Below are 22,242 nucleotides of genomic sequence, written 5' to 3' on the forward strand. Positions count from 1 at the left end.
CCCGCGTCCGCGGGTCCAGGCCGGCGAGGTCGGCCTCCCCCGACTCCACCCGGGCCAGCACGGCCGCGAGGGGGCGGGTCCCGAAGGGCGCGCGGCCGGTCGCGGCGAACGCGAGCACCGCCGCCCACCCCCACCAGTCGGCGGCCGACGACGGCTCGGCGCCGCGGACCATCTCGGGCGACAGGTACCCCGGGGTGCCGGTGACCATCCCGGTGGCGGTGACGCGCGCGTCCTCGACGGTCTGGGCGATGCCGAAGTCGATGAGGACCGGGCCGCGCGGGCTGAGCATGACGTTGCCCGGGCTGAGGTCGCGGTGCAGCACGCCCGCGCCGTGGACGACCTCCAGCGCCTCCCGCAGCCGCTCGGCGAGGTCGGCCAGCGCCGCCGGGTCGAGGGGACCCGCGTCGCGGACCCGGGCCGCGAGGTCGGTCCCGTCGACCAGCTCGGTCACCACGAAGGCGTCGTCGGCGTCGATCTCCGCGTCGAGCACCCGCGCCACGGCGGGGTGCCGGAGCCGCTGGAGGTTCGCCACCTCGCGCCGCAGGCGCTCGCGGTTCGCGTCGTCCGCAGCCAGGTGAGGGTGGAGGACCTTCATCGCGACGGCCACGCCGTCGGCGTCGACGGCGCGGTAGACCGAGCCCATGCCGCCCCGGCCGAGGGGGCCGAGCACCCGGTACCCACCGATCTCGGTCCCCGGGACGACGCCGATCCGCTCCATGCGGCAACGCTAGCCGCGGCCGCCGCACGGCGGCGGTCGCCGCGCCCGCCCACCAGGCCGGACGCCGTCGGGCGACGGCCGCCCACCCGCGTGCCGCCGCGTGACGTCGGCCACCCGACGCGGTCTGACCGGGAGACTTGACCGAGCCTTGGTTACCCTCGGGAGGAACCCGAGGAGCTGATGCCGTGACCTACGCGCTGGTCGTCGTCGCCAACCGCCTACCGGTGGACGTCACCGTCGAGGAGGACGGCAGCACGAGCTGGAGTCGCTCGCCCGGGGGCCTGGTCAGCGCCCTCGAGCCGGTCATGCAGGCCGCCGACGGCGCCTGGGTCGGCTGGGCCGGCAAGCCCGACGTCGACGTCGAGCCCTTCGACGGCGACGGCATGCGCCTGGTCCCGGTGGCCCTCAGCGAGGACGAGGTCCGCGACTACTACGAGGGCTTCTCCAACGACACCCTCTGGCCGCTGTGCCACGACGTCATCAGCCCGCCCGAGTTCCACCGACGGTGGTGGGACGCGTACCGCAAGGTGAACCGGCGCTTCGCGGAGGCCGCCGCCGCGCAGGCGGCCGAGGGCGGCACGGTGTGGGTGCAGGACTACCAGCTCCAGCTCGTCCCGGCGATGCTCCGGGAGATCCGCCCCGACCTGCGCATCGGGTACTTCCACCACATCCCGTTCCCGCCGCTGGAGATCTTCGCGCAGCTGCCGTGGCGGCGACAGGTGGTCGAGGGCCTGCTCGGCGCGGACCTCATCGGCTTCCAGCGCGCGGGCGACGCCGCGAACTTCGTGCGCGTCGTGCGCCGGCTCACGGACCTGACGACCAAGGGGCAGGTCGTGCACTGCCCCGGCGCGGAGGGGGCCCCCGGCCGGGAGGTCCGGGCCGCGGCGTTCCCCATCTCCATCGACTCCGCCCGCTTCGACGCCCTGGCGCGCCGGGACGACGTCCGCGCCCGGGCACGGGAGATCCGGCGCGACCTGGGCGACCCCCGGGTGCTGCTCCTCGGCGTGGACCGCCTGGACTACACCAAGGGCATCCGGCACCGCATCAAGGCCTACGGCGAGCTCCTCGAGGAGGGTCGGCTCGACGTGCCCGACGCTGCGCTCGTGCAGGTCGCGAGCCCCAGCCGGGAGAACGTCGAGGCGTACCAGCAGCTGCGCGAGGAGGTCGAGCTGCTCGTCGGCCGGATCAACGGCGAGCACGGGCAGATCGGCTCGGCCGCCATCTACTACCTGCACCACTCCTACCCGCCGGAGGAGATGGCGGCCCTCTACCTCGCCGCGGACGTCATGCTCGTCACGAGCCTGCGGGACGGGATGAACCTCGTCGCCAAGGAGTTCGTCGCCACCTGCACCGACGAGCGGGGGGTGCTGGTGCTCAGCGAGTTCACGGGTGCGGCGGACGAGCTCGGCGGGGCGATCATGGTCAACCCGCACGACATCGACGGCATGAAGGACGCCATCGAGCGCGCCGTGCACATGGACGCCCCGGAGCAGCGGCGCCGGATGCGCAAGCTGCGCCGGCGCGTGCTGCACGACGACGTCGCGCGGTGGTCCGAGCGCTTCCTGTCCTTCCTCATGGACGACCCGCCCCACGCGCTCGCCGGGCGGGGCGACCCCGGCCTGTCGGAGCCGATGACGGGGCGCGCGCTGTGAGCGCCGACGACGCCGCCCGGGCCGCCGCGGAGGTCGTCGCGGCGGTGCGCGGCGGGGGCGCGCTCCTCGCGCTGGACTTCGACGGCTGCCTCGCACCCCTCCAGGACGACCCCGAGCTCAGCCGGGCGCTGCCGGAGGCGGTCACGGCCCTGGACCGGCTGGCCGGCGTGCGGGGCCTGCACCTCGCGATCGTCTCCGGCCGGGCGATCGGCGACCTGTCCGACAAGGCCGAGGTGCCGCAGGGCACCCACCTCGTCGGCTCCCACGGCGGGGAGCGCGGCCGACGGCAGGACGGCGGGGTCGCCCTGGACCCCTTCACCCTCGACCCGGAGCGCGCCCGCGCGCTGGCGGACCTCGCCGCCGCCCTGGACGACGCGGTCGCGCCGGTCCCCGGTGCCCGCGTGGAGCGCAAGCCTGCGTCCGTCGTCCTGCACACCCGCACGGTCGCCGACGCCGCCGCCGCCGCGCGGCTGACGGAGCACGCCCTGGCGCTCGGCGCCGGCGACGACGTCGACGCGATGCGCGGCAAGGACGTCGTGGAGCTGTCCGTGCTCGAGGTGACCAAGGGGGACGCCCTCGCCGCGCTGCGGGCCGACCTCGGCGTGGACGTCGTGGCCTACGCCGGCGACGACGTCACGGACGAGCGGGCGTTCGCGACGCTCGGCCCCGGCGACGTCACGGTCAAGGTCGGCGAGGGTGCCTCGGCCGCCCGGTTCCGCGTGGCCGACCCCGACGCGATGGCGCGCCTCCTGACGCAGGTGGCCGACGACCTGACCTGACCCGACCCGGACCAGGTGTGGCAGGATGACCGCGTCGCGCCTGTGCCGTGGGTCACCGCTGTCCACGACGCCGGTGGGGTCTCGCGGACGAGACCCGGACCGACGCATCCACTTCACGACGGATCGTCCGGCACGTACCTGCCGGTGAAGGGAAGTACCTCATCATGGCTACGGTCACCTACGACCACGCGACCCGGCTCTACCCGGGCACCGACCGCCCCGCGGTCGACGCGCTCAACCTCCACGTCGAGGACGGCGAGTTCCTCGTCCTCGTCGGCCCCTCGGGCTGCGGCAAGTCGACGTCGCTGCGCATGCTCGCCGGCCTGGAGGACGTCAACTCCGGCCGCATCCTCATCGGCGACCGCGACGTCACCGACGTCCAGCCGAAGGACCGGGACATCGCGATGGTGTTCCAGAACTACGCGCTGTACCCGCACATGTCCGTGGCCGACAACATGGGCTTCGCGCTGAAGATCGCCGGCACGCCCAAGGCGGACATCCGCAAGCGCGTGGAGGAGGCCGCGAAGATCCTCGACCTCACGGAGTACCTGGACCGCAAGCCGAAGGCCCTGTCCGGTGGCCAGCGCCAGCGCGTCGCCATGGGCCGCGCGATCGTCCGCGAGCCCCAGGTGTTCCTCATGGACGAGCCGCTGTCGAACCTCGACGCCAAGCTCCGCGTCCAGACCCGCACGCAGATCGCGTCGCTGCAGCGCCGCCTCGGCGTCACGACGGTCTACGTCACGCACGACCAGACCGAGGCCCTCACCATGGGTGACCGGATCGCCGTGCTCAAGGACGGCCTCCTGCAGCAGGTCGGCACGCCGCGCGAGATGTACGACAGCCCGTCCAACGTCTTCGTCGCGGGCTTCATCGGCTCCCCGGCGATGAACATCGGCTCCTTCCGGGTCGCCGACGGCGCCGCGCAGCTCGGCCAGACGCGCATCCCGCTCGAGCGCACCGTCCTGTCGGCGATCACCGACGAGGACAAGGGCCACATCACGATCGGCTTCCGTCCCGAGTCGCTCGACGTCGTGAGCCAGGCGCACGAGAGCGCGTTCCCCGTCGAGGTCAACCTCGTCGAGGAGCTCGGCTCGGACGCGTTCCTCTACGGCGCCATCGCCAACGCCGGTGCCGAGGCCCGCGAGATGCACTCGGGCGCCGGCGACGCGCAGGTCATCGTGCGCGTCGACCCGCGTCAGGTCCCCCGCAAGGGCGAGACGGTCTGGGTCGCCATCCGGCCCGGGGAGCGCCACGCGTTCTCCGCCGCCACCGGTCAGCGCATCGCCGTAGTCTGACCTCAGGACCCGCGAAGGGGCGGGGCGGCTCCGGCCGTCCCGCCCCTTCGGCATTCCGCACCCGCCGCTCGCGCCGTCAGCAACCGAGCGCCCAGCAGACCGAGGACGCCGCCGTGCCCCAGTCCCTCCAGATCACCGCCGCTGCCCCGGACCCGGCCCTCCTGGACCTGCCCTGGGACGTGCCCCTCGAGGAGTGGCCCGACAAGGTGCTGGCCGCCCTCCCCCGCGGCATCTCGCGGCACGTGGTGCGGTTCGTGAAGATGTCGGGGCGGGTCATCGCGATCAAGGAGATCGGGGAGACCGTCGCCTTCCGGGAGTACGAGCTCCTGCGCGCCCTCCAGCGGCTGCGCGTGCCGAGCGTGGTGCCGGTCGGCGTCGTCAACGGCCGCCGGGACGCCTCGGGCGAGCGGCTCGAGACGTGCCTGGTCACCCAGCACCTGCAGTTCTCGCTGCCCTACCGGGCCCTGTTCAGCCAGCAGCTCCAGCCGGACACCACGACGCGCCTGGTGGACGCCCTCGCCGTCCTCATGGTGCGCCTGCACCTCACCGGCTTCTACTGGGGCGACGTGTCGCTGTCCAACACGCTCTTCCGGCGGGACGCGGAGACCTTCGCGGCGTTCCTCGTCGACGCGGAGACCGGGGACCTGCACGACCGGCTCTCGGACGGCCAGCGCGCCTACGACCTCGAGGTCGCCCGCGTGAACGTCATCGGCGAGCTCATGGACCTCGAGGCCGGGGAGCTGCTCGAGTCCGGTGTCGACACGGTGGCGATCGGCGCCGCCCTCGTGGAGCGCTACACCGAGCTCTGGGACACGCTCACCGGTGCGGAGTCCTTCAGCACCGGCGAGCGCTGGCGCGTGGCGGCCCGCATCGAGCAGCTCAACAGCCTGGGCTTCGACGTCGGCGAGCTGGACATCACGACCGACGTGGACGGCACGACCGTGCACATCCAGCCCAAGGTCGTCGACGCCGGTCACCACGCCCGGCGCCTCATGCGCCTCACGGGCCTGGACGTCCAGGAGAACCAGGCGCGCCGCATGCTCAACGACCTGGACTCCTACGCCGCCGCGGCCGACCGCCAGGGCGAGGAGGAGGAGTTCGTCGCCCACGACTGGCTGACGACGGTGTTCGAGCCGGCCGTCCGCGCCGTGCCCCGCGAGCTGCGCGGCAAGCTGGAGCCGGCCCAGATGTTCCACGAGATCCTCGACCACCGCTGGTACATCTCCAGCGAGCAGGGCCGGGACGTCCCCCTGCCGGAGGCGGTCGCGAGCTACGTCGAGAAGGTGCTGCGCGCCCGCCCGGACGAGAAGGCCGTCCTCGGGGTCAGCGACACCGCGGTGCTGCCGGTCGTCCGCGACTGACCTGCCGCCACGCGGCGGACCGGCCGGCCGCATGCCGCGGATCGCGGCCGGCCGGCGGGTCCCCCGCCGGCCGCTCTCACCCCTCGGCGGTCTCCGTGCGGCGCAGCCGGTCGACCTCGTAGAGGCTGACGCCGGCGGCGACGCCGGCGTTGAGCGACTCCACGGCGCCCCGGATCGGGATCGAGGCGATGACGTCGCACGTCTCGCGCACCAGGCGGCCCAGGCCCTTGCCCTCGGAGCCGACCACGAGGACCAGCGGCTCGGTCGCGGTCTCCAGGGCGGCCACCTCGGTGGTCCCGCCCGCGTCCAGCCCGACGACGAAGCAGCCCGCCTTCTGCAGCTCCTCCAGCGCCCGCACGAGGTTGGTCACCTTGGCGACGGGCACCCGGGCCGCGGCGCCGGCCGAGACCTTCCACGCCGCCGCCGTGACGCCGGCCGCGCGGCGCTCGGGCACGATCACGCCGTGGGCGCCGAACGCCCCCGCCGAGCGCAGCACGGCCCCGAGGTTGCGCGGGTCGGTGATGCCGTCGAGCGCGACGACGAGCGGCGCCTCCCCCGCGCGTTCCGCGCGCGCGAGGATCCGGTCGAGGTCCACGTAGCGGTACTCGGGGACCTGCATGGCCACGCCCTGGTGGACGAGGCCGTCGGTGAGCCGGTCCAGCTCGGGCTTGGTGACCTCGAGGATCGGCAGCCCCTTGTCCGCGGCGATCTTGAGGATCTCGCGCGTGCGCTCGTCGCCGGCGATGCTGCGCGCCACCCAGACGCCGTCGCACGGGACCCCCGCGCGCAGGGCCTCCACGACGGAGTTGCGCCCGGAGACGATCTCCACGCCGCCCAGCTCCCGACGCCGCCGCGCAGCCGGCGTGGTCGAGCGGGTCGCGGGCGCCGCGGCGCCGCGGCGCTGGCCCGGGGTGTCCTTCCGGTCCTGCCGCTCCTGGGCCGCCTTGCGCTTGGCCGCCACGTGGTACGGCCGGTCCTCCGCCTTCGGCGTCGGGCCCTTGCCCTCGAGCGCGCGGCGGTTCTTGCCACCGGTCCCGGCGGACGCGCCCTTCTTGCTCCCGGGCTTGCGCGTCGCTCCGCGACGCTGGGAGTTGCCGGCCATCAGTCCTCCAGATCGGTGGCGAGCGCCCAGCGCGCGCCGGTCGGTGAGTCCTGGACGACGACGCCGGCCGCCGCGAGGCGGTCCCGCACGGCGTCGGCGGTCGCCCAGTCCTTGGTGGCGCGCGCGTTCGCGCGGGCCTCGAGCTCCGCCTGCACGAGCGCGTCGAGCGCCCGGGCCGCGCGGCTGTCGCCGTCGGCGGTCGTCCAGCGGGCCGGGTCCAGGCCCAGCACGTCGAGCATCGCGCGCACCGCGACCAGGTGCGCCCGGACCGTGCGTTCGTCGGCGTCGTCGGCCAGGGCCGTGTTGCCGGCGCGCACGTGCTCGTGCACGACGGCCAGGGCCGCCGAGACGTTGAGGTCGTCGTCCATCGCGGCGACGAACGCCGCCGGGAGGTCGCTCGACGCGACGTCGTCGGGGGTGGGTGTGCCGACCCGCTCCTGCGCGCGGGCCACGAAGCCCGCCAGGCGCGTCCAGGTCGCCTCCGCCTCGTGGAGGGTCTCGTCGGTCCACTCGAGCATCGACCGGTAGTGCACCGAGGCGAGCGCGTAGCGCAGCACGACCGGGGCGGCCTGCTCGAGGAGCACGGACACGAGCAGCGAGTTGCCCAGCGACTTGCTCATCTTGGCGCCGCCCTGGGTGACCCAGGCGCTGTGCAGCCACAGCGACGCGAAGTCGTGTCCGGCCGCCCGGGACTGCGCCTGCTCGTTCTCGTGGTGGGGGAAGCGCAGGTCCAGCCCACCGCCGTGGATGTCGAACGCGTCACCGAGGTAGCGCTGCGCCATCGCGGAGCACTCCAGGTGCCAGCCGGGCCGGCCCCGGCCGAACGGCGTGGGCCAGGAGGCGCCCAGCGGGTCGGTGTCCTTGACGCCCTTCCACAGCGCGAAGTCGCGGGGGTCGCGCTTGACCGGGGCGCCCTCGGCGGCGTCGGCGTCCGGGGAGGCCTCGAGGTCCTCCGGGCGCTGGTTGGTCAGCGAGCCGTACCCCGACCACGACCGCACGTCGAACCACACGTCGCCCGGGCCCGTGACGTACGCGTGGCCGCGCTCGACCAGCCGCTCCATGAGCTCGACCATCTCGGTGACATGGCCCGTCGCGCGCGGCTCGTACGTCGGCGGCAGCACGCCCAGGGCGTCGTAGGCGGCGGTGAACTCGCGCTCGTGCTGCTGCGCCCACGCCCACCACGGGACGCCGGCCTCGGCGGCCTTGGCGAGGATCTTGTCGTCGATGTCCGTGACGTTGCGGATGAGGGTGACGTCGTAGCCGCTGCGGCGCAGCCAGCGGACGAGGACGTCGAACGCCACGGCCATGCGGACGTGACCGATGTGCGGCGAGCTCTGCACGGTGGCCCCGCAGACGTACATGCCGACCCGCCCGGCGCGCAGGGGGACGAGGTCGCGCAGGGCGCGCGTCGCCGTGTCGAAGAGCTGGAGGGTCACCGCGCAAGGGTACCGGCGGGGCGTGCGGGCTGCGGGGCGCTCCGCGGACGAGCGCACCCGCAGGGACCCTCGGCCCTGGACGTGCGGCTGACCTGCGCGAAAGGATGGGGCATGGTGCGCAGCGTGGTGGCGACCGCCTACGGCGGACCCGAGGTCCTGGCAGTGGTGGAGACCGACGTGGGGGCCCCGGGCCCCGGTGAGGTGCTCCTCGACGTGAAGGCCGCGGGGGTGAACCCCGCGGACTGGAAGACGTACAACGGCACATGGGGCAGCGATCCCGCGAAGCTGCCGCTGCGCCTGGGCCTGGAGGTGGCGGGCGTCGTCGCCGCCGTCGGGCCGGACGTGGAGGGGCTCGCCGCGGGGGACGAGGTGATCGGCTGGCCCGTGCGGGGCGCGTACGCCGACCGCGTGGTGGTCAAGGCGGAGACGCTCGTGGCCCGCCCGCCGTCGCTCGAGTGGGCACCGGCCGGCGGCCTCCTGCTCACCGGGACGACCGCGTGGCACGCGGTGACCGCCGTCCACGCCGGGGCGGGCGACACCCTCCTGGTGCACGGGGCCGCCGGCGGTGTGGGCGCGATGGTGGTCCAGCTCGCACGGCTGCGGGGGGCGCGCGTCGTGGGCACCGCCTCGGCCGCGAACCACGAGCACCTCGTCGAGCTCGGGGCCCTGCCCGTCACCTACGGCCCCGGCCTCGCGGACCGGGTGCGGGCGGTGGCGCCCAAGGTCACGGCCGCGGTCGACACGGTCGGCACGGACGAGGCGCTGGACGTCTCCCTGGAGCTCGTCGGTGACCGCCGACGCGTCGCGACCGTCGCCAACTTCCACCGCGGACCTGCCCTGGGCATCCAGGTGCTCGGCCACGGACCCGGCGCGGACCCCGGCACCACCGTGCGCGCGGACGCCCGGCGCCGCCTCGTGGAGATGGCCGGCGACCGCCGCCTGCGGGTGCACGTGGGTGCCACCTACCACCTGGCCGACGTCGCCCGGGCCCACCGGGCGGGGATCGACGGCGTCGTGCGCGGGAAGATCGTGCTGGTGCCCTGAGTCCGGGCGCGTCCGGGCGGGCGGCTCCGGGCGCGGGCGGCTCGAGGGCGCCGCCCTCAGGCGGGCGGGTCGACGAGGACGACGAGCGCCGTGGCGATCGCCGCGACGCCCTCGCCGCGGCCCGTCAGCCCGAGGCCGTCCGTCGTCGTCGCGGAGAGGCTCACGGGCGCACCGCAGGCCGCGGACAGGGCGGCCTGCGCCTCGGCGCGGCGCAGACCGACGCGGGGACGGTTGCCGACGACCTGCACGGCGACGTTGCCGATGCGGAACCCCGCCGCCCGCACACGGCGTGCCGCCTCACCCAGCAGAGCAGCACCGGAGGCGCCGGCCCACGCCGGGTCGGACGTGCCGAAGTTCGACCCGAGGTCGCCGAGCCCGGCGGCCGACAGGAGGGCGTCCGCCGCGGCGTGCGCCGCGACGTCCGCGTCCGAGTGGCCGTCGAGCCCCACCTCGCCCGGCCAGAGCAGGCCGCCGAGCCAGAGCTCCCGACCGCTGTCCGCCGCCGCGAAGGCGTGGACGTCGACCCCGATACCCGTCCGGGGCAGGGGCACCTCCACGGACCCGTCCTCGCGGCTCATGCCGGGACCCCGTCGGAGGCGACGCGGGCGGCGACCAGCGCCTCGGCCAGGAGCAGGTCCCGGGGCGTCGTGACCTTGACCGCGTCGAGGTGACCGGGCACGAGCGTCGTCTCGGCCCCGAGCACGGCGCACAGCTGCGCGTCGTCGGTCGCTGCCGTGGCCTCGTCGTCGGCGCGGTGGGCCGCCGCGGCGTGCGCACGTCGCAGCAGTCCGAGCTCGAAGCCCTGCGGCGTCTGGACGGCGCGCAGACGCGCCCGGTCGACGGCACGCACCCCGTCGTGCACCTCCACGACCGAGTCGGTGACGGGGACCACCGGGACGACGACGTCGGCGCCGTCCGCGACGGCCTCGGCCACCCGGACGACGACCTCGGGCGGGGTCAGGGCCCGCGCTGCGTCGTGGACGAGGACGATCACGCGCGCAGGGGCGGGTTGATCGCCCGCGACGGCAGCGGCGGCGTCACCGGTGGCCGCCGCACCCGTCACGGGGCCGCGCGGCGCGAGAGCGTCCAGCCCGGCCGCCACGGACGCCTGACGGGTGGGGCCGCCGACCACGCACCGGGCGGCGGCACGCACGCCGACGGCGGTGGCGTCGTCGACGGCCCGGCGGACAGCCCGCTCGAAGGCGTCGCGGTGCTCGGCGGGCACCGACACCACGACGTCGTCGACGACGCCCGAGGCCCACAGGCCGCGCAGGGCGTGGACGACGAGGGGCGTCCCGGCGACCGGGACGAGCGCCTTGGGCACGGTGTGACCGAGGCGGGAGCCGCTGCCGGCGGCGGTGAGGACGACGACGGCCCGCACCCCACCGTCACCCCGGAGGGCGGGCACGTCGTCCACGGGGCGGGAGCCGGGTGTGGGCGTGCGGGCCGTGGGTGGCGTCAGGACGCCAGGACCTCGTCGAGGATGGCCTCGGCCTTCTCCTCCTCGGTGTGCTCGGCGAGTGCGAGCTCCGAGACGAGGATCTGCCGGGCCTTCGCGAGCATGCGCTTCTCGCCCGCGGACAGGCCGCGGTCGGCGTCACGACGCGAGAGGTCGCGCACGACCTCGGCGACCTTGATGACGTCGCCCGAGGCGAGCTTCTCGAGGTTCGCCTTGTAGCGGCGCGACCAGTTGGTCGGCTCCTCGGTGTACGGGGCGCGGAGGACGTCGAAGACCTTCTCCAGGCCCTCCTGCCCCACGACGTCACGGACGCCGACCAGGTCGACGTTCTCGGCCGGGACCTCGATCGTCAGGTCGCCCTGGGCGACCTTGAGCTTGAGGTACATCTTCTCTTCGCCCCGGATGGTGCGCTTCTTGATCTCCTCGATCAGTGCAGCGCCGTGGTGCGGGTAGACAACGGTCTCGCCTACGGTGAAGGTCATGTCGCGGACGTCCCCTTTCGCGGAGGTCCACCTTACCACGGCGCGGGCGGCCCCTCCCGGGACCGCTGATTGTTTGCCCTGGTCAGCGCACTGACGCCTGTTCACCCGCGGCCGGACGAGCCTCGGTCCGACGCCGGGCCGGTCCGGGAGCGGGTCCGGGAGCGGGTCCGGGAGCGCGCCCTCGACCCCTCCTCTCGTCCTGCGCCGACGAGGCGCAGAGCCCCGCGGCCGCTGCCGCGGCCCCGCGCGTCCGCCCTCCGGCGGCGACGCCGGGGCCGCCCGGCGTGCCGGTATCCTCGGCGCAGTCCTCTCCGCCCCCGTGGCGCGCCCTCGACCGACGTGACCAGGAGATACCCGTGGCGAAGCGCTCGACCCCGTCCCCCCGCCGGCGCACGTCCGTGGCCGTGGCCCTCGCCCTCCCGGCCCTGCTCGCCGGGTGCTCCGCCACCAACCCGATCACGACGGACCTCGACTACGACCCGTCGGACGGCGTGAGCCAGCAGCTGGGCGACGTCCAGGTCGGCAACCTCATCGTCCTCACCGCGGAGGAGGGCGCGCCCGGCACGCTCCTGGGCTTCGTGGCGAACCGGGGTGCGCAGGACGCGTCGGTCGTCCTGGCCGTCGGCGGCGAGCAGAGCGGCAGCATCGACGTCCCCGCCGGCGGCACCGTTCGCCTGGGCCCGGACGGGGACGAGACCGTCGACCTGTCGGCCGTGCCGGGGATCCCCGGCAGCAAGCTCGAGGTCACGGTCACCAGCGACGTGAGCGGGGCGGCCAGCGTCGAGGTCCCCGTCCTGGACGGCACGCTGCCGGAGTACGCCGACCTCGTCCCCTGATCCCGCGCGGGCCCCGCCTGAGCGCGCAATCGGTGGTCCCGGCGCGACAGGTTCCGGATCTCTCCTTAGGTTGGTCAAGAGACGACCAAGCGAGTGGAGGACCGTGATGACGACCCACCGTGCGACCCACCGTGAGACCCGCCGTGCGACCCGTACCGGCCGGCTCGCCGCCGGAACCCTCCTGGCGGCCTCGGCACTGATCACCGGATGCTCCGCGACCAACCCCATCACGACAGACATCGCGTACCCGCCCTCCCACGGGCTGCCCGTCGACATCAGCGAGACGGCCGGCCTGGTGAACCTCATGGTGCTCACGGCCGAGGAGGGCGGGACCGGTGCGCTCTACGGCGCGGCGTGGAACAACAACACGGTCCCGGTCGACGTGACGGTCGCACTTCCCGACGGGACGGTGCTCGGCACGGTGGCCGTGCCGGCGGGCGGGACCGTCACGCTCGGCTCCGCCCAGGAGGAACAGGTCCGGGTGCCGGACGTCCCCGTGCCGCCGGGCGCCGTCATGGAGCTCGTCGTCGGGACCGACCGCGGCGGCCAGGTGACCGCGGCCGTCCCCGTGCTCGACGGCACCCTGCCCCCCTACGACCCGTTGGTGCCGGTCGCACCGTCGGACCGGGACGGCGCCGCGCAGTCCTGACAGGGGCGCGGCACCCGAGGGGCTCAGCGGCCGGGCTCAGCGACCGGGCTCAGCGACCGGGCTCAGCGACCCGGCTCAGCCGAAGCGACCGGAGATGTAGTCCTCGGTGGCCTGCACGGACGGCGTCGAGAACATCGTCCGGGTGTCGTCCATCTCGATGAGACGGCCGGGCTCACCCGTGCCCGCGATGTTGAAGAACGCCGTCCGGTCGCTGACGCGCGCGGCCTGCTGCATGTTGTGGGTGACGATGACGATCGTGTAGTCGTTCTTCAGCTCGGCGATGAGGTCCTCGATCGCGAGCGTCGAGATCGGGTCCAGTGCCGAGGCAGGCTCGTCCATGAGGAGCACCTGCGGCTTGACGGCGATCGCGCGCGCGATGCAGAGGCGCTGCTGCTGCCCGCCGGACAGCGAGGACCCGGGGCGGTCGAGGCGGTCCTTGACCTCCTTCCACAGGTTCGCGCCCTGCAGCGACTGCTCGACGAGCGTCTCGGCGTCGGCCTTGGAGATGCGACGGTTGTTGAGCCGGACACCCGCCAGAACGTTCTCCGCGATGGACATCGTGGGGAACGGGTTCGGCCGCTGGAAGACCATGCCGATCTGGCGCCGCACCGCGACGGGGTCCACGTCGGAGCCGTAGAGGTCGACGCCGTCCATCGTGACCGTGCCCTCGACGCGGGCGCCGGGGATCACCTCGTGCATCCGGTTGAGCGTCCGGAGGAACGTCGACTTGCCGCAGCCGGACGGGCCGATGAGAGCCGTGACCGAGCGCGGCTCGATCATCATCGAGACGTCCGCGACGGCACGGAAGCTGCCGTAGTAGACGTCGAGGTCCTTCACGTCGATGCGCTGGGCCATGGGTCTCTCTCTGTGTGCGCCGGAGGGTCGGTGCAGGTGGTGCGGGAGGGTCGGGGGGTCAGTGCCCGCGGGTCGGCGAGAACCACCGCGCGATGAGCCGGGCCAGGAGGTTGAGGACGAGCACGATGATGATGAGGACCAGCGCGGCCGCCCACGCCCGGTCGAAGTTGATCGTCGCGATGCAGTCCAGCTGCTCCGGTCGGCAGGGCACGAGGCCCTGCTGGTACTGCCGGAACACGTACACCGGCAGGGTCATCATGCGACCCTCGAAGAGGTTGTAGTTGATCGAGTCGATGACGCCCAGGGTGATGAGCAGCGGCGCCGTCTCCCCGATGACGCGGGCGACCGCGAGCATGATGCCCGTGACGATGCCCGCCGCGGAGGTGCGCAGCACGACCTTGACGATCGTCAGCCACTTCGGGACGCCCAGGGCGTAGGCGGCCTCGCGCAGCTCGTTGGGGACGAGTCGCAGCATCTCCTCGCTGGAGCGCACGACCACGGGGGTCATGAGCACGGAGAGCGCGACCGCTCCGACGACGCCGAACCGGACCCCCGGGCCGAAGAACACGGCGAAGAGCGCGTAGGCGAACAGTCCCGCGACGATGGACGGGATGCCCGTCATGACGTCCACGAAGAACGTCACCCAGCGCGCCAGCCGCCCCGTGCCGTACTCGACGAGGTAGATCGCCGTGAGCAGACCGATCGGGACCGAGATGAGCGCGGCGAACCCCGTGACCAGGAGCGTCCCGATGATCGCGTGGTGGATGCCGCCGGCGTCCATGCCGCCGAAGACACCGCGCATGGAGACGGCCAGGAAGTACGGGCTGAGCCGCTCGAACCCGTTGACCAGCACGGTCCAGACGAGCGACAGGAGCGGCACGAGGGCCACGAGGAACGCGAGCGTGACGACGCCGCGCATCGTCCGGTCGACGAGCTTGCGGCGGGTGTCGGGGCGGGTGAGCACGTCCCGCGTGCTCGGCGCGGCGCCGGTCGCGCGGCCGGAGGTGGTCGTCGTCGTCATCAGTTCGCCCCGGAGAAGTCGGCGCGGCGGGCCACGACCCAGCGCGCGAGCATGTTGACCGCCAGCGTGATGACGAACAGCGCCAGGCCCGTGGCGATGAGCGCGCTGACACCCAGCGGGCTCGCCTCGGGGAACTGCAGCGCGATGTTCGCCGCGATGGTCTGCTGCCGGCCGGCGAGGAGCAGCGCCAGGCTGTAGGTGAGCCCGGGCGAGAGGATCATGAGGACCGCCATCGTCTCGCCGAGCGCGCGGCCGAGCCCCAGCATCGAGGCGCTGATGACGCCGGAGCGACCGAACGGGATGACGGCCATCCGCACCATCTCCCACCGCGTGGCGCCGAGCGCGAGCGCGGCCTCCTCGTGCAGGCGGGGGGTCTGCAGGAAGACCTCGCGGGAGACCGCGGTGATGATCGGCAGGATCATGACCGCCAGCACCACCCCGACCGTCATCATGACGCGGGCCGGGGTCGCGGCGGGACCCTCGAACAGCGGGATCCACCCCAGCGTCTCGCTGAGCCACTGCCAGACCGGCTGCACCAGCGGCGCGAGCACGAGGCCGCCCCACAGGCCGTACACGACGCTCGGGATGGCGGCGAGGAGGTCGACCACGTAGCCGAGGGCGCTGGACAGCCGCCGGGGCGCGTAGTGGGAGATGAAGAGCGCGATGCCGATGGCGACCGGCACGGCCAGGAGCAGGGCGAGGACCGCGGCGACGAGGGTGCCGAAGATCAGCGGACCGACGTACGTCAGCAGCGAGCCGTCGTCGGGGATCCAGCTGATGCTCGTCAGCTCCTCGGCCCCCGCCGTGAGCGCGGGCCAGGCCTCGAGCAGGAGGAAGCCGGCGACGGCGGCGAGGACGATCAGGATGAGGGCGCCGGCTCCGGTGGACAGGCCCGCGAAGATGCGGCCCGCGCGGTCCCGCGTGGACGCGCGGCGGACCGCGGGGGCCGGAGCCGCAGGGGTGGTCGGCTCGGTGGTCACATCGCCTCCTGGCTGATGGCCTCGACGACGGGCAGGACCTGCTCGCGCAGGGCGTCGGAGATCGGGGCGGAGCCGGCGGCCTGCGCCGCGGCGGCCTGGCCCTCCTCGCTCGCGACGTAGGACAGGAAGGCCCCGACGAGCTCGGCGTCGGCCGCGTCGGCGTAGGCCGTGCAGGCAAGGGTGTAGGAGACGAGCACGAGCGGGTAGGCGCCGGGGGCCGTCGTGTCGCGGTCCAGCTCCACGACGAGGCTCGCCTCGGGCCGGCCCTCGGCGCGCGGCGACGCGTCGACGACGGCGGCGGCGGCCTCGGGCGAGAACGGCACCCACTCCTCGCCGACGCCGAGGGCCACCGTCCCGAGCGTCCCGGCACGCGAGGCGTCCGCGTACGTGATGGTGCCCTGGCCGTCCTGGACCGTCTGCACGACCCCGGACGTGCCCTGGGCGGACTGGCCGCCGGTGAGCGGCCAGTTGCCGCTCGGGTCGAACGTCCAGACGTCCGGCGCGGCCTCGTGGAGGTACTCGGTGAAGTTCTCCGTGGTGCCGGACTCGTCCGAGCGGTTCACCGGGGTGATGCCCAGGTCCGGCAGGGCCACCCCGGGGTTGTCCGCCGCGATGCGGGGGTCGTCCCACCGGGTGATCTCCCGGGCGAAGATCCCCGCGATCGTCGCGGCGGACATGTTCAGGGAGGTGACGCCCTCCAGGTTGAACATCACCGCGATGGGCGAGATGTACAGGGGCAGCTCCGCGACCGCACCGGGCGCGCAGCGCTCCTGGGCCGCGGCGAGCTCCTCCTCGTCGAGCGGGGCGTCCGAGCCCGCGTAGGCGATGCCGCCCTCGACGAACTGGGTGCGCCCGCCGCCGGAGCCCACCGGGTCGTAGGCGACGCTGACGTCGGGGTTCGCCGACTGGAACCCGGCGATCCACGCCTGCATCGCGGCCTCCTGGGCGCTCGAGCCGGCGCCGGCCACGGTCCCTGTCAGGCCCTCGACCTCGGGGGCGGCGCCGTCGCCGGCGGCCCCCTCCTGCGCCGCCGGGCCGGGCCGCCACGGGTGGTTCAGCGGGTCGTCGGAGCCGCAGGCCGTGAGCGTCAGCGCGGCGACGACGGCGACCGCGGCGGCGGCCACCCGGCCACCGGGCGACCCGGGCGTCCGCCGCCCCTGAGAGGGGGCGAGTGCGCGGGGTGCGGCCGACGGGACGGCGTGGGGGGTCTGACGCAGGCGCGTCACGGCTCTCCGTTCGGGTGGGTCGGGCCAGCGGGGTGCGCGGCCGGGACAACAGTACGAGGGTGCCCTACCGCGCGGTCGCCCCTGGGTGAACGGCAGGTGAACGAGGGGCGAAGAGTTCCTGGCGCGGGCACGCGAACGGCCGGCGGTCTCCCCCCGGGACCACCGGCCGTCCTCGTGCGTGCCGTCCGTTCCCCCCGGAACGGCCGGCACGACAGACTCAGGAGATCGAGTCGACGATCTCCATCACGTTGGCGCGCATCTCCTCGGAGATGGGCGCCGAGCCCGCGGCGCCGGCCGCCTGCTGCTGGCCCTCCTCGCTGGCGACGTAGGTGAGGAACGCCTTGACGAGCTCGGCCGTGGCCGGGTCCTCGTAGGTGGTGCAGGCCAGCGAGTACGACACGAGCACGATCGGGTAGGTGCCCGCCGCCGTGGTGTCACGCTCGAGCTCGCGGACGAGGCTCGCCTCGCCGCGGCCCTCGGCCAGCGGGGACGCGTCGACGACGGCGGCCGCGGCCTCCGGCGAGTACGGCACGAACTCGTCGCCGACCTGCACGGCGACGGTGCCCAGCGAGCCGGCCCGCGAGGCGTCGGCGTACGTGACGGCGCCCTCGGCCTCGGTCACGGTCTGGACCACGCCGGACGTGCCCTGGGCGGACTGCGTGCCGGAGATGGGCCAGTCACCGCTCGCCTCGTGCGGCCAGGCGTCGGCGGCCGCGGCGGCGAGGTACTCGGTGAAGTTCTCGGTGGTGCCGGACTCGTCCGAGCGGTTGACCGGCGTGATCGCCAGGTCCGGGAGCTCGACGTCGGGGTTGTCGGCGGCGATCTCCGGGGCGTTCCACTGCGTGATCTCGCCGGCGAAGATCCCGGCGACCGTCTCCGGCGTCATGTTGAGCGAGTCGATGCCCGGAAGGTTGAACATCACGGCGATCGGCGAGATGTAGAGCGGGAGCTCGGCGGCGTCGCCCGGCGCGCAGCGCTCGGCGGCCAGGGCCGTCTCCTCCTCGTCCAGGGCCGCGTCCGAGCCGGCGAACGCCACGCCGCCCTCGACGAACTGGGTCCGGCCGCCACCCGAGCCGACCGGGTCGTACGCCACGGTGACGTCCGGGTTCGCGCTGCCGAAGCCCGCGATCCACGCCTGCATGGCGGACTCCTGCGAGCTCGCACCGGCACCGGAGAGCTGACCGCTCAGCTCGCCCGTCGCGCCGGACTCGGCGTCGGTGGTCGGGTCGTCCGTGGCGGCGTCGGAGCCGCACGCGGTGAGGGTCAGGGCCAGCACGCCCACGGCAGCGAGGGCGGCGATGCGGCTCGTGCGCTGAAGCTTCACGGTGTTCCGTCCTGTCGTCACGCCACCGGTCGGGTACCGGCGGTCGGTGTCGACGGCGACGCTAGGGAGCCCGCGTGACCGGTTCCGGTGCCGGGGCTGAACGCCGGGTGAACGGCCGGCGGACGTTCGTGATCACGGCCGGGGGCCCGGTGGCCGGCAGCCGGGGCCCGAGGTCCTCGCTGCCCTCGGGCCCCCGACGCCGACCGCTCAGGCCGACGTGTCGTCGTCGGCCAGCTTGTAGCCCAGGCCCCGCACCGTGAGGAGGCGCACCGGTGCGGCCGGGTCCTTCTCGATCTTCGCGCGCACCCGCTTGACGTGGACGTCGAGGGTCTTGGTGTCCCCCACGTAGTCCGAGCCCCACACGCGGTCGATGATCTGACGGCGGGTGAGCACCCGGCCGGCGTTGCGCAGGAGCAGCTCGAGCAGCTCGAACTCCTTGAGCGGGAACGACGTCCGCTCCCCGTCGACCTCGACCACGTGCCGGTCCGGGTCCAGGCGCAGGCCGCCGACGGCGAGGACCTGCTCGTCGTCGTCCTCCGCGGGCTCGGAGCGCCGGCGCAGCACCGCCTTGACCCGGGCGAGCAGCTCCCGGGAGGAGTAGGGCTTCGTGACGTAGTCGTCGGCGCCCAGCTCGAGACCGACGACCTTGTCGATCTCCGAGTCCTTGGCCGTCAGCATGATCACCGGGACGGTGCTGCGCTGCCGCAGCCGCAGGATCACCTCGGTGCCCGACAGCCCGGGGAGCATGACGTCCAGGAGGACGAGGTCCGCCCCGCCGCGCTCGAACTCCTCCAGCGCGGTGACCCCGTCGGCGGCGACGGAGACGTCGTAGCCCTCCTTGCGCAGGAGGTAGGAGAGGGGGTCGCGGTAGGACTCCTCGTCCTCGACCACGAGGATGCGGGTCATGGGGCGGCTCCTTCGTCGGGCGGGCCGGTGGGGGCGGCCGGGGCGGTGGTGGCGAGGGCGTCCGGTGCGAGCGGCAGCCGGACGGTGAACGTGGAGCCGTGGCCGAGCTGGGACCACACGGAGACCTCTCCCCCGTGGTCGGCGACGACGTGCTTGACGATGGACAGCCCGAGGCCCGTGCCGCCGGTGTCGCGCGACCGTGCCGGATCCACCCGGTAGAACCGCTCGAACAGCCGGGGCTGCGCCTCGGTCGGGATGCCGATGCCCTGGTCGACGACGGCGACCTCCACGGCGTCCGCCTCGGGACGCAGCGTCGTGCCCACGGCGACCCGCGTGCCGGGCTCGGAGTACGCCACCGCGTTGTCCAGGAGGTTCCGCACAGCGGTGACGAGCAGGTCGTGCGAGCCGAGGACGACGGCGCCGCGCGGCACGGGGCCGACGTCGATCTCGATGCCCTTGCCGGTCGCCGTCGTGCGGGAGCGGTCCGCCGCCTCGTGCACGACGTCGGTGAGGGCGATCGTCGTGGCCGCGACGAGCGGGTCGGCCACCTGGAGCCGGGAGAGCTGGATGACCTCCTGGACCAGCGCGGCGAGCCGCGCGGCCTCCGTCTGCATGCGCCCGGCGAAGCGGCGCACGGCGTCCGGGTCGTCCGCGGCGTCCTGGACGGTCTCGGACAGGAGGGCGAGCGCGCCGACGGGCGTCTTGAGCTCGTGGGAGATGTTGACGACGAAGTCGCGCCGGATCGCCTCGAGACGGCGCGCCTCGGTCCGGTCCTCGGCGAGGAGGAGCACGTGGTGGTCCCCGAGCATCGCGACGCGGACCTGCATGACGAGCGTCCCGCCGCCGACGGCGCTGCGGGGCAGCGCGTGCTCCTCGTCCCGGACCCGACCGTCGGCGACGACGTCCAGGACCATCCGCTCGAGGACGGGGTGCTGGAACCGGTCGTCCCGGACCAGGCCGACCGTGCGCGCCGTCGGGCTCGCGCGCACCACGCGACCGTCGGTCTCGGCGACCACGGCCGCCGAGCGCAGGGCGGCGAGCACCTCGGTCGCCCCGCGGTCGAGCACGTCCCGCCCCTCGGGCGGGTCCGGCTCGTCCCGCCCCCCGGCGGCGGCGCCGTGAGCCGCCCGGGGCGAGCGGCCCACCAGCAGGCCGACGACGACGCCGAGGACGGCGGCCACGAGCACGGCGACCACCATGGTCCCGACGGCCACCTGAGCCACGCCGTCGGCGAGCGGGGTCTCGATCACCAGGTCAGGGTATGTTCGCAAGCAGGGGTCGGGGGCCACGCCACGGGTGACGTCGGCTCCAGGACGGCAGATGTTCACCGTCCGGTCCGGAACCGTTCACCCGACGCTGCGACCCTGTCCCGGCACTGCGACGAGAGGGAACTGATGCGGGACATCTTCACGGCCGAGCTGACGCAGCTCGGCGAGGACCTCCAGGCGATGAGCCGGCTGGTCGAGTCGGCGATCTCCTCGGCGGGGACGGCGCTCCTGGAGGGCGACGTGGCCCTGGCCGAGAACGTCATCGCCGACGACAGCACCATCGACGCCATCGAGCGTGACCTGGACGAGCGGTGCGTCGCGCTCCTGGCCCAGCAGCAGCCGGTCGCCCGCGACCTGCGGATCGTCGTCACGGCGCTGCGCATGAGCGCCTCGCTGGAGCGGATGGGCGACCTCGCGCGGCACGTCGCGGAGGTCGCGCGGCTGCGCTACCCCGGTCGGGCCATGCCCCCCGAGCTGGAGCCGCTGTTCCGGCAGATGCACGACAGCGCCGTCCGCGTCGCGCAGCGGGTCACGACCGTGCTCGGGTCGCACGACCTCGAGCTGGCCGAGGAGATCGAGCGCGACGACGACAACCTGGACCGCCTGCACCACGAGACGTTCACGGCCACGCTGGGCGGGGATCTCACCCTGACGCCGCAGCAGGTCGTGGACGTGACGCTGCTGGGCCGCTACTACGAGCGCTTCGGGGACCACGGCGTCTCGGTCGCCCGGCGCATCGTCTACCTGGTCACCGGGGAGCTCGACGAGCACGGCGGCCCCTGACCGCCCGAGGCCGCGCTGAGCACGGGCAGCGGCCGGCACGCCAGGACGTACGACGACGCCCGCCGCCCCTCGCAGGGGTGGCGGGCGTCGTCGTGCGTGCGGGTGTCAGCGACCCTGGTTCGCGACCGCCTTGATCGCCTCGGCGGCGGCGTCGGGGTCCAGGTACCGGCCGCCCTTCGTGACCGGCTTCAGCGTCTCCTCGTCCAGCTCGTAGAGCAGCGGGATGCCCGTGGGCACGTTGAGGCCCGCGATCGTCTCGTCGTCGATGTCGTCGAGGTACTTGATGATGGCGCGCAGCGAGTTGCCGTGGGCCGCGACGAGGACGGTCTTGCCGGACTGCAGGTCCGGCACGATGTCGCTGTCCCAGTACGGCAGGGCACGCTCGAGGACGTCCTTGAGGCACTCGGTGCGCACGACCGGGGCGTCCGCGTAGCGCGGGTCCGCGTCCTGCGAGAACTCCGAGCCCAGCTCGATCTGCGGCGGCGGGACGTCGTAGGAGCGGCGCCACAGCATGAACTGCTCCTCGCCGAACTCCGCGAGGGTCTGCTTCTTGTCCTTGCCCTGCAGGGCGCCGTAGTGGCGCTCGTTGAGGCGCCAGTGACGGCGCACGGGGATCCAGTGGCGGTCGGCGGCGTCGAGGGCCAGGTTCGCGGTGGTGATCGCGCGACGGAGCAGCGACGTGTGCACGACGTCCGGGAGCACGCCCGCGTCGGTCATCAGGGTGCCGCCGCGCTTCGCCTCCTCGACGCCCTTCTCGGACAGCGCGACGTCCACCCAGCCGGTGAACAGGTTCTTGGCGTTCCACTCGCTCTCGCCGTGGCGGAGCAGCACGAGGGTGTAGGTCATGGTGGCCATCCTGCCGCATCGTCGCGGGCCCGCTCCGGGACCGTCCCAGGTCCGGACGGCCCCTGGGGCGGCCGCTCGGACGGCGTCGGGCGGCCCTCTCAGGCGGTGGCGCGCGACGGCATCCGGCGCCGGCAGGCGTCGTACACGTCGACGACGGCCTCGGCGGCCGACTCCCAGCCCAGCCGTCGCGCGTGGTGCCCGGCGCCGACGCCGAGGGCCG

General features: G+C 74.2%; 22 protein-coding genes. 8 read left to right on the top strand and 14 right to left on the bottom strand.

Annotated features, from left to right (window positions below; genetic code table 11):
- Window positions 1-718, bottom strand: a 718-nt coding sequence (locus tag N866_RS07870) for a serine/threonine-protein kinase (RefSeq protein ID WP_034225015.1), incomplete at its 3' end; no start/stop codon positions are given.
- A gap of 185 nt (window positions 719-903) precedes the next feature.
- Between N866_RS07870 and N866_RS07875 the strand changes: the two genes are divergently transcribed.
- From N866_RS07875 to N866_RS07890, 4 genes are all read left to right on the top strand, one after another.
- Entirely contained in the window at window positions 904-2,370 is a 1,467-nt protein-coding gene (locus N866_RS07875) for an alpha,alpha-trehalose-phosphate synthase (UDP-forming) (RefSeq protein ID WP_052022580.1), read from the top strand.
- Complete coding sequence (gene otsB, locus N866_RS07880) at window positions 2,367-3,149, top strand: trehalose-phosphatase (RefSeq protein WP_034225018.1); 783 nt, start codon at window positions 2,367-2,369, stop codon at window positions 3,147-3,149. The genes N866_RS07875 and otsB overlap by 4 nt, the downstream gene beginning before the upstream one ends.
- A gap of 164 nt (window positions 3,150-3,313) precedes the next feature.
- Window positions 3,314-4,444, top strand: coding sequence for an ABC transporter ATP-binding protein (locus N866_RS07885; protein ID WP_034225020.1), 1,131 nt, complete (start codon window positions 3,314-3,316; stop codon window positions 4,442-4,444).
- A gap of 113 nt (window positions 4,445-4,557) precedes the next feature.
- Window positions 4,558-5,805: a DUF4032 domain-containing protein gene (locus N866_RS07890; protein WP_034225022.1), complete on the top strand. Its 1,248-nt coding sequence runs from the start codon at window positions 4,558-4,560 to the stop codon at window positions 5,803-5,805.
- 76 nt (window positions 5,806-5,881) lie between these two features.
- Here N866_RS07890 and rlmB read toward each other — a convergent pair whose 3' ends face one another.
- Both rlmB and cysS read right to left on the bottom strand, forming a co-directional pair.
- On the bottom strand, window positions 5,882-6,907 hold the full coding sequence (gene rlmB, locus N866_RS07895) for a 23S rRNA (guanosine(2251)-2'-O)-methyltransferase RlmB (protein ID WP_034225024.1): 1,026 nt from the start codon (window positions 6,905-6,907) through the stop codon (window positions 5,882-5,884).
- Window positions 6,907-8,343 (bottom strand): cysteine--tRNA ligase, encoded by a 1,437-nt coding sequence (gene cysS, locus N866_RS07900; protein WP_034225032.1) that lies wholly within the window; start codon window positions 8,341-8,343, stop codon window positions 6,907-6,909. The genes rlmB and cysS overlap by 1 nt, the downstream gene beginning before the upstream one ends.
- Window positions 8,344-8,454: 111 nt before the next feature.
- On the opposite strand from cysS, the gene N866_RS07905 reads away from it, so the two are divergent.
- Window positions 8,455-9,387 (top strand): NADP-dependent oxidoreductase, encoded by a 933-nt coding sequence (locus N866_RS07905; RefSeq protein WP_155855256.1) that lies wholly within the window; start codon window positions 8,455-8,457, stop codon window positions 9,385-9,387.
- A 56-nt stretch (window positions 9,388-9,443) separates the two neighbouring features.
- Here the strand turns inward: N866_RS07905 and ispF are convergent, their stop codons facing one another.
- The 3 genes from ispF to N866_RS07920 are packed head-to-tail and all read right to left on the bottom strand — an operon-like array spanning window position 9,444 to window position 11,328.
- On the bottom strand, window positions 9,444-9,965 hold the full coding sequence (gene ispF, locus N866_RS07910) for a 2-C-methyl-D-erythritol 2,4-cyclodiphosphate synthase (protein WP_034225036.1): 522 nt from the start codon (window positions 9,963-9,965) through the stop codon (window positions 9,444-9,446).
- Window positions 9,962-10,804, bottom strand: a complete 843-nt coding sequence (locus N866_RS07915; protein ID WP_245612435.1) for an IspD/TarI family cytidylyltransferase — start codon at window positions 10,802-10,804, stop codon at window positions 9,962-9,964. Before N866_RS07915 ends, ispF begins: the two co-directional genes overlap by 4 nt.
- Before the next feature lie 41 nt (window positions 10,805-10,845).
- Window positions 10,846-11,328 carry a CarD family transcriptional regulator gene (locus N866_RS07920; protein ID WP_034225045.1) on the bottom strand — a complete coding sequence of 161 codons (483 nt, stop codon included), beginning with the start codon at window positions 11,326-11,328 and terminating at the stop codon, window positions 10,846-10,848.
- A 356-nt stretch (window positions 11,329-11,684) separates the two neighbouring features.
- Between N866_RS07920 and N866_RS07925 the strand changes: the two genes are divergently transcribed.
- Complete coding sequence (locus N866_RS07925; protein WP_034225047.1) at window positions 11,685-12,164, top strand: hypothetical protein; 480 nt, start codon at window positions 11,685-11,687, stop codon at window positions 12,162-12,164.
- 106 nt (window positions 12,165-12,270) lie between these two features.
- Window positions 12,271-12,813, top strand: coding sequence for a hypothetical protein (locus N866_RS07930; protein WP_052022582.1), 543 nt, complete (start codon window positions 12,271-12,273; stop codon window positions 12,811-12,813).
- A 75-nt stretch (window positions 12,814-12,888) separates the two neighbouring features.
- Here N866_RS07930 and pstB read toward each other — a convergent pair whose 3' ends face one another.
- The 7 genes from pstB to N866_RS07965 form a co-directional block, all read right to left on the bottom strand.
- Entirely contained in the window at window positions 12,889-13,668 is a 780-nt protein-coding gene (pstB, locus tag N866_RS07935) for a phosphate ABC transporter ATP-binding protein PstB (RefSeq protein ID WP_034225048.1), read from the bottom strand.
- A 58-nt stretch (window positions 13,669-13,726) separates the two neighbouring features.
- Window positions 13,727-14,689, bottom strand: a complete 963-nt coding sequence (gene pstA, locus N866_RS07940; RefSeq protein WP_034225049.1) for a phosphate ABC transporter permease PstA — start codon at window positions 14,687-14,689, stop codon at window positions 13,727-13,729.
- Window positions 14,689-15,669 (bottom strand): phosphate ABC transporter permease subunit PstC, encoded by a 981-nt coding sequence (pstC, locus tag N866_RS07945; RefSeq protein WP_034225050.1) that lies wholly within the window; start codon window positions 15,667-15,669, stop codon window positions 14,689-14,691. Before pstC ends, pstA begins: the two co-directional genes overlap by 1 nt.
- Window positions 15,666-16,793 (bottom strand): phosphate ABC transporter substrate-binding protein PstS, encoded by a 1,128-nt coding sequence (locus tag N866_RS07950; RefSeq protein ID WP_034225051.1) that lies wholly within the window; start codon window positions 16,791-16,793, stop codon window positions 15,666-15,668. Before N866_RS07950 ends, pstC begins: the two co-directional genes overlap by 4 nt.
- Before the next feature lie 319 nt (window positions 16,794-17,112).
- Window positions 17,113-18,219: a phosphate ABC transporter substrate-binding protein PstS gene (gene pstS, locus N866_RS07955; protein ID WP_034225052.1), complete on the bottom strand. Its 1,107-nt coding sequence runs from the start codon at window positions 18,217-18,219 to the stop codon at window positions 17,113-17,115.
- 207 nt (window positions 18,220-18,426) lie between these two features.
- Complete coding sequence (locus N866_RS07960; protein ID WP_034225054.1) at window positions 18,427-19,125, bottom strand: response regulator transcription factor; 699 nt, start codon at window positions 19,123-19,125, stop codon at window positions 18,427-18,429.
- Window positions 19,122-20,375, bottom strand: a complete 1,254-nt coding sequence (locus N866_RS07965; protein ID WP_245612437.1) for a sensor histidine kinase — start codon at window positions 20,373-20,375, stop codon at window positions 19,122-19,124. Before N866_RS07965 ends, N866_RS07960 begins: the two co-directional genes overlap by 4 nt.
- 144 nt (window positions 20,376-20,519) lie before the next feature.
- Between N866_RS07965 and phoU the strand changes: the two genes are divergently transcribed.
- Window positions 20,520-21,176 (top strand): phosphate signaling complex protein PhoU, encoded by a 657-nt coding sequence (gene phoU / locus N866_RS07970; protein ID WP_034225055.1) that lies wholly within the window; start codon window positions 20,520-20,522, stop codon window positions 21,174-21,176.
- Between the two features lie 105 nt (window positions 21,177-21,281).
- Here phoU and N866_RS07975 read toward each other — a convergent pair whose 3' ends face one another.
- On the bottom strand, window positions 21,282-22,022 hold the full coding sequence (locus tag N866_RS07975) for a phosphoglyceromutase (RefSeq protein WP_034225061.1): 741 nt from the start codon (window positions 22,020-22,022) through the stop codon (window positions 21,282-21,284).
- Window positions 22,023-22,242 lie beyond the last annotated feature (220 nt).

The organism is Actinotalea ferrariae CF5-4, from assembly GCF_000603945.1.
GTDB lineage: Bacteria > Actinomycetota > Actinomycetes > Actinomycetales > Cellulomonadaceae > Actinotalea > Actinotalea ferrariae.

Coding starts and splice junctions, on each gene's coding strand:
- N866_RS07975 (WP_034225061.1), bottom strand. CDS start 22,022: ATGACCTACACCCTCGTGCTGCTCCGCCACGGCGAGAGCGAGTGGAAC.
- ispF (WP_034225036.1), bottom strand. CDS start 9,965: ATGAGCCGCGAGGACGGGTCCGTGGAGGTGCCCCTGCCCCGGACGGGT.
- N866_RS07920 (WP_034225045.1), bottom strand. CDS start 11,328: ATGACCTTCACCGTAGGCGAGACCGTTGTCTACCCGCACCACGGCGCT.
- pstB (WP_034225048.1), bottom strand. CDS start 13,668: ATGGCCCAGCGCATCGACGTGAAGGACCTCGACGTCTACTACGGCAGC.
- phoU (WP_034225055.1), top strand. CDS start 20,520: ATGCGGGACATCTTCACGGCCGAGCTGACGCAGCTCGGCGAGGACCTC.
- rlmB (WP_034225024.1), bottom strand. CDS start 6,907: ATGGCCGGCAACTCCCAGCGTCGCGGAGCGACGCGCAAGCCCGGGAGC.
- pstA (WP_034225049.1), bottom strand. CDS start 14,689: ATGACGACGACGACCACCTCCGGCCGCGCGACCGGCGCCGCGCCGAGC.
- N866_RS07930 (WP_052022582.1), top strand. CDS start 12,271: ATGACGACCCACCGTGCGACCCACCGTGAGACCCGCCGTGCGACCCGT.
- N866_RS07905 (WP_155855256.1), top strand. CDS start 8,455: ATGGTGCGCAGCGTGGTGGCGACCGCCTACGGCGGACCCGAGGTCCTG.
- N866_RS07885 (WP_034225020.1), top strand. CDS start 3,314: ATGGCTACGGTCACCTACGACCACGCGACCCGGCTCTACCCGGGCACC.
- N866_RS07960 (WP_034225054.1), bottom strand. CDS start 19,125: ATGACCCGCATCCTCGTGGTCGAGGACGAGGAGTCCTACCGCGACCCC.